This window comes from Corallococcus llansteffanensis (assembly GCF_003612055.1).
Classification (GTDB): Bacteria; Myxococcota; Myxococcia; order Myxococcales; family Myxococcaceae; genus Corallococcus; species Corallococcus llansteffanensis.
Genome location: NZ_RAWB01000776.1, coordinates 1 through 3728 on the forward strand (window position 1 = coordinate 1; position 3728 = coordinate 3728).

The window sequence follows — 3728 nt, forward strand, 5'->3', positions numbered from 1 at the left end:
TGTGTATAAGAGCCAGGACAGCGTCAGGACCAGCAGGGACAGGGCGAGGACCATGTCGCTCCAGACGGGGTGGGGGTTGGAAGATTCCCGGAGATTCCAGGGGGTGCGTAACCGGTTGCGCGTTGAAAGGCCGCAACCCTGGTGCTAGTTCGGCGCCATGGCAACCGGCATTGGCTACGCGCTCGACTTCGAGCGCCCGCTCATCGAGCTGGAGAAGAAGATCGAGGAGCTGAAGGTCCTCTCCACCAGCGGCACCGTGGATTTCTCCTCGGAGATCTCCAAACTGGAGAAGAAGGCGAAGAAGCTCCAGACGGAGATCTTCAGCGACCTGACGCGCTGGCAGGTGGTGCAGCTGTCCCGCCACAACGCCCGGCCGTACTTCCTGGACTACGTCCAGTACCTCTTCACGGACTTCTTCGAGATGTGCGGCGACCGGCACTTCGGCGAGGACCCGTCCATCGTCGGCGGCTTCGCGCGCTTCGATGGCAAGCCGGTGATGGTCATCGGCCACCAGAAGGGGCGCAACACGAAGGAGAACATGGCGCGCAACTTCGGCATGCCGCGCCCGGAGGGCTACCGCAAGGCGCGCCGGCTGATGGAGCTGGCCGAGCGGATGGAGAAGCCCATCCTCACCTTCGTGGACACGCCGGGCGCGTACCCGGGCATCGGCGCGGAGGAGCGGGGACAGGCGGAGGCCATCGCCATGAACCTGGAGGTGATGAGCCGGCTGCGCGTGCCCATCATCTCCACGGTGGTGGGCGAGGGCGGCTCCGGCGGCGCGCTCGCCATTGGCGTGGGCAACCGCGTGCTGATGTTCCAGAACAGCGTCTATTCCGTCATCAGCCCGGAAGGCTGCGCGTCCATCCTCTTCCGCGACGCCACCAAGGCGGACAAGGCGGCGGACGCGATGCGCCCCACCGCGCAGGACCTGCTGGAGATGAAGATCATCGACGAGGTCATCCCCGAGCCCGCGGGCGGCGCGCACCGCGATCCGGCCAAGGCGGCGGAGTCCCTGGGCAAGACGCTGCGCAAGCACCTGGGCCAGCTGGCGGAGCTGTCGCCGGACGCCCTGGTGCGCGACCGCTACGACAAGTTCCGCGCGCTCGGGCAGTTCTCCGGCAAGTAAGAGGTTCAACCCCCATGAGACCGCTCGTTCCTCCCTACGTCGAGACGCTCAAGGCCTACGTTCCGGGCAAGCCCATCGAGGAGACCGAGCGGGAGTACGGCCTCAAGGGTGTCATCAAGCTGGCCTCCAACGAGAACCCGCTGGGCCCGTCGCCCCGCGCGGTGGAGGCCATGAAGCAGGCTGCCGCGTCCGTGCACCTGTACCCGGACGCGACGAGCTTCCACCTGGTGCGCAGGCTCGCCGGGCACCTGGGTGTGAAGCCGGAGGAGGTCGTCCTCGGCAGCGGCTCCAACGAGCTCATCGAGCTGCTGATTCGCACGTTCACCACGCCGGAGGAGGAGATCCTCCTGTGCCAGGGCTCGTTCCCGGCGTACCGCATCTCCGCGCAGGCGCATGGCCGGCCGTTCGTGGAGGTGCCCATGCGCGAGGGCTTCCGCTACGACCTCGTCGCCATGGCCCGCGCCGTCACGCCGCGCACGCGGATGGTGTTCCTGGCCAACCCGGACAACCCCACGGGGACGACGTTCGGGCGCAAGGACCTGGAGACGTTCCTGGCCGCGGTGCCCAAGGACGTGCTCGTCGTCCACGACGAGGCCTACGCGGAGTTCGTGGACTGGCCCGACTACGCGAGCGCGGTGGAGCTGTTCCGCGCGCACCCGAACCTCGTGGCGCTGCGCACCTTCAGCAAGATCCACGGCCTGGCCGGCATCCGGCTGGGGTGCGCGGTGATGGACGCGAAGCTCGCGGGCTACGTGCACCGCACGCGCATGCCCTTCAACCTCACGGTGGTGGCGCAGGCGGCCGGCATGGCGGCGCTGGACGACGCGGAGCACGTGCGCCGCACGCGGGAGAACAACCAGGCGGGGCTGCGCTACTACGAGCGCGAGCTGCCGAAGCTGGGCGTCACGCTGACGGAGAGCCACGCGAACTTCGTCTTCGTGGACTGCCACCGCCCGGCGGCCGCGGTGTACGAGCAGATGCTGCGCCGGGGCGTCATCGTCCGGCCCATGGCGGGCAACGGCCATCCCACCTGCCTGCGCATCTCCGTGGGGACGCCTTCGGAGAACGAGCGCTGCGTCGCCGCGCTGAAGGAGATCCTCTCATGAGCCCGCGTCCGTTCATCGTCGCCATCGATGGGCCGGCGGGGGCCGGGAAGTCCTCCGTGTCCAAGCTGCTCGCGCGCAGGCTGGGGTTCGCGCTGGTGGACACCGGCGCCATCTACCGCTGCGTGGCGCTGATGGCCACGCGCGAGGGCATCGCGTTCGACGACGACGCGAAGCTGGGCGAGCTGCTCGGGCGCGTGCGCATCCACTTCCAGGTGGTGGGCGAGGAGAACCACGTCTTCTTGAGCGGCGAGGACGTGTCCGGGGAGATCCGCACGCCGGCCATCTCCATGGGTGCCTCGCAGGTGTCGGGCCGGCCGGTGGTGCGCGCGGGGTTGCTCGCGCTCCAGCGCAGGCTCGCGCTGGAGGCGCAGGCGGGCGCCATCCTGGAGGGGCGCGACATCGGCACGGTGGTGTTCCCGGACGCGGACGCGAAGTTCTTCCTCGCGGCGGATCCGGAGGTGCGCGCCCGCCGCCGCTTCGAGGAGCTGTTCCAGAAGGGCGTGGACAGCAGCCTGGAGGCCGTCCTCACGGATCAGACGCAGCGGGACACCGCGGACTCCGCGCGCACCGTGGCGCCCCTGAAGGCCGCCGACGACGCGATGCACGTGGACTCCAGCAGCATGCCCCTGTCCGACGTCGTGCGGACGCTGGAGCAGGAGATCGAACGCCGCAGGGGCCAGCGCGGCTGAGGTCGCCGGGCCCCGTGTTCGCGTCAGGTCAGAAGGTGACGCCGTCCGCGGAGGGCGCGGGCACCGTCATCGCCAGCCGGGCCTTCGCGCCGTCCTGCTCGTAGAAGCGGTGGTAGAGGTACAGGTCCGCGAGCACCTGCTTCACGTAGCCGCGCGTCTCCCGGTAGGGGATGGACTCGACGAAGAGGTCCAAGGGGAGGCTGCCGCGCTCCTGCGTCCAGCGCACCGCCGCCTTGGGGCCCGCGTTGTAGGCCGCCGCCGCGAGCGCCGGGTGCGCGAAGCGCTTCATGAGCTGCGCCAGGTACCACGCGCCGTAGCGGATGTTGCGCTCCGGGGCGAAGAGGTCCGCGGGCGCGGGCGCCGGCTCCGCCATCTTCAGGGCGATCTCCGTGGCCGTGGGCGGGATGATCTGCATCAGCCCCCGCGCGTCCGCCGCGCTCATGACCTCCGGGCGGAAGGCGCTCTCACGCCGCATGATGGCCCACACGAGGAACGGATCCAGCGACTGCCGCGTGGCCTCCGTCTCCACCGCCTGGGCGAACGCGCGCGGGTAGAACGCGGCCAGCGCATCCGGCGCCTTCGCGCCGAAGGCCCGACCCCACAGGTAGCGCGCCGCCACTCCGTGCGCGTGGCCGAACTCACCCAGCTGCAGCAGCGCGTGCGCGAACGGCAGCGCCTGGTCCGCCGTGCGCAGCCCCGACACGCGCGACTGCACCTCGTCCGCCGCGTCGCGGAAGAGGCCCGTGCGGGTCAGCGCCACCGCCAGCTCCAACTCCGGGGGGCGGGGCAGGGTGAGCTGCTTCGGGG

Annotated in this window: 4 protein-coding genes; 3 read left to right on the forward strand and 1 reads right to left on the reverse strand. The window is 70.3% G+C overall.

Translation table 11 applies throughout. The features are described from left to right. The first annotated feature begins 157 nt into the window (after nucleotides 1-157). From D7V93_RS39960 to cmk, 3 genes are read left to right on the forward strand one after another with little or no spacing between them, the layout of a single operon-like run. On the forward strand, nucleotides 158-1126 hold the full coding sequence (locus D7V93_RS39960; protein ID WP_120648276.1) for an acetyl-CoA carboxylase carboxyltransferase subunit alpha: 969 nt from the start codon (nucleotides 158-160) through the stop codon (nucleotides 1124-1126). 14 nt (nucleotides 1127-1140) lie between these two features. Beyond that, nucleotides 1141-2232, forward strand: a complete 1092-nt coding sequence (gene hisC, locus D7V93_RS39965) for a histidinol-phosphate transaminase (protein WP_120648277.1) — start codon at nucleotides 1141-1143, stop codon at nucleotides 2230-2232. Beyond that, a complete protein-coding gene (cmk, locus tag D7V93_RS39970) occupies nucleotides 2229-2921 on the forward strand; it encodes a (d)CMP kinase (protein WP_120648278.1) in 693 nt (230 codons plus the stop codon). Before hisC ends, cmk begins: the two co-directional genes overlap by 4 nt. A gap of 28 nt (nucleotides 2922-2949) precedes the next feature. On the opposite strand, the gene D7V93_RS39975 is transcribed toward cmk, so the two are convergent. Further along, the coding region (locus D7V93_RS39975; RefSeq protein WP_147451593.1) for a lytic transglycosylase domain-containing protein at nucleotides 2950-3728 on the reverse strand (779 nt) is incomplete at its 5' end.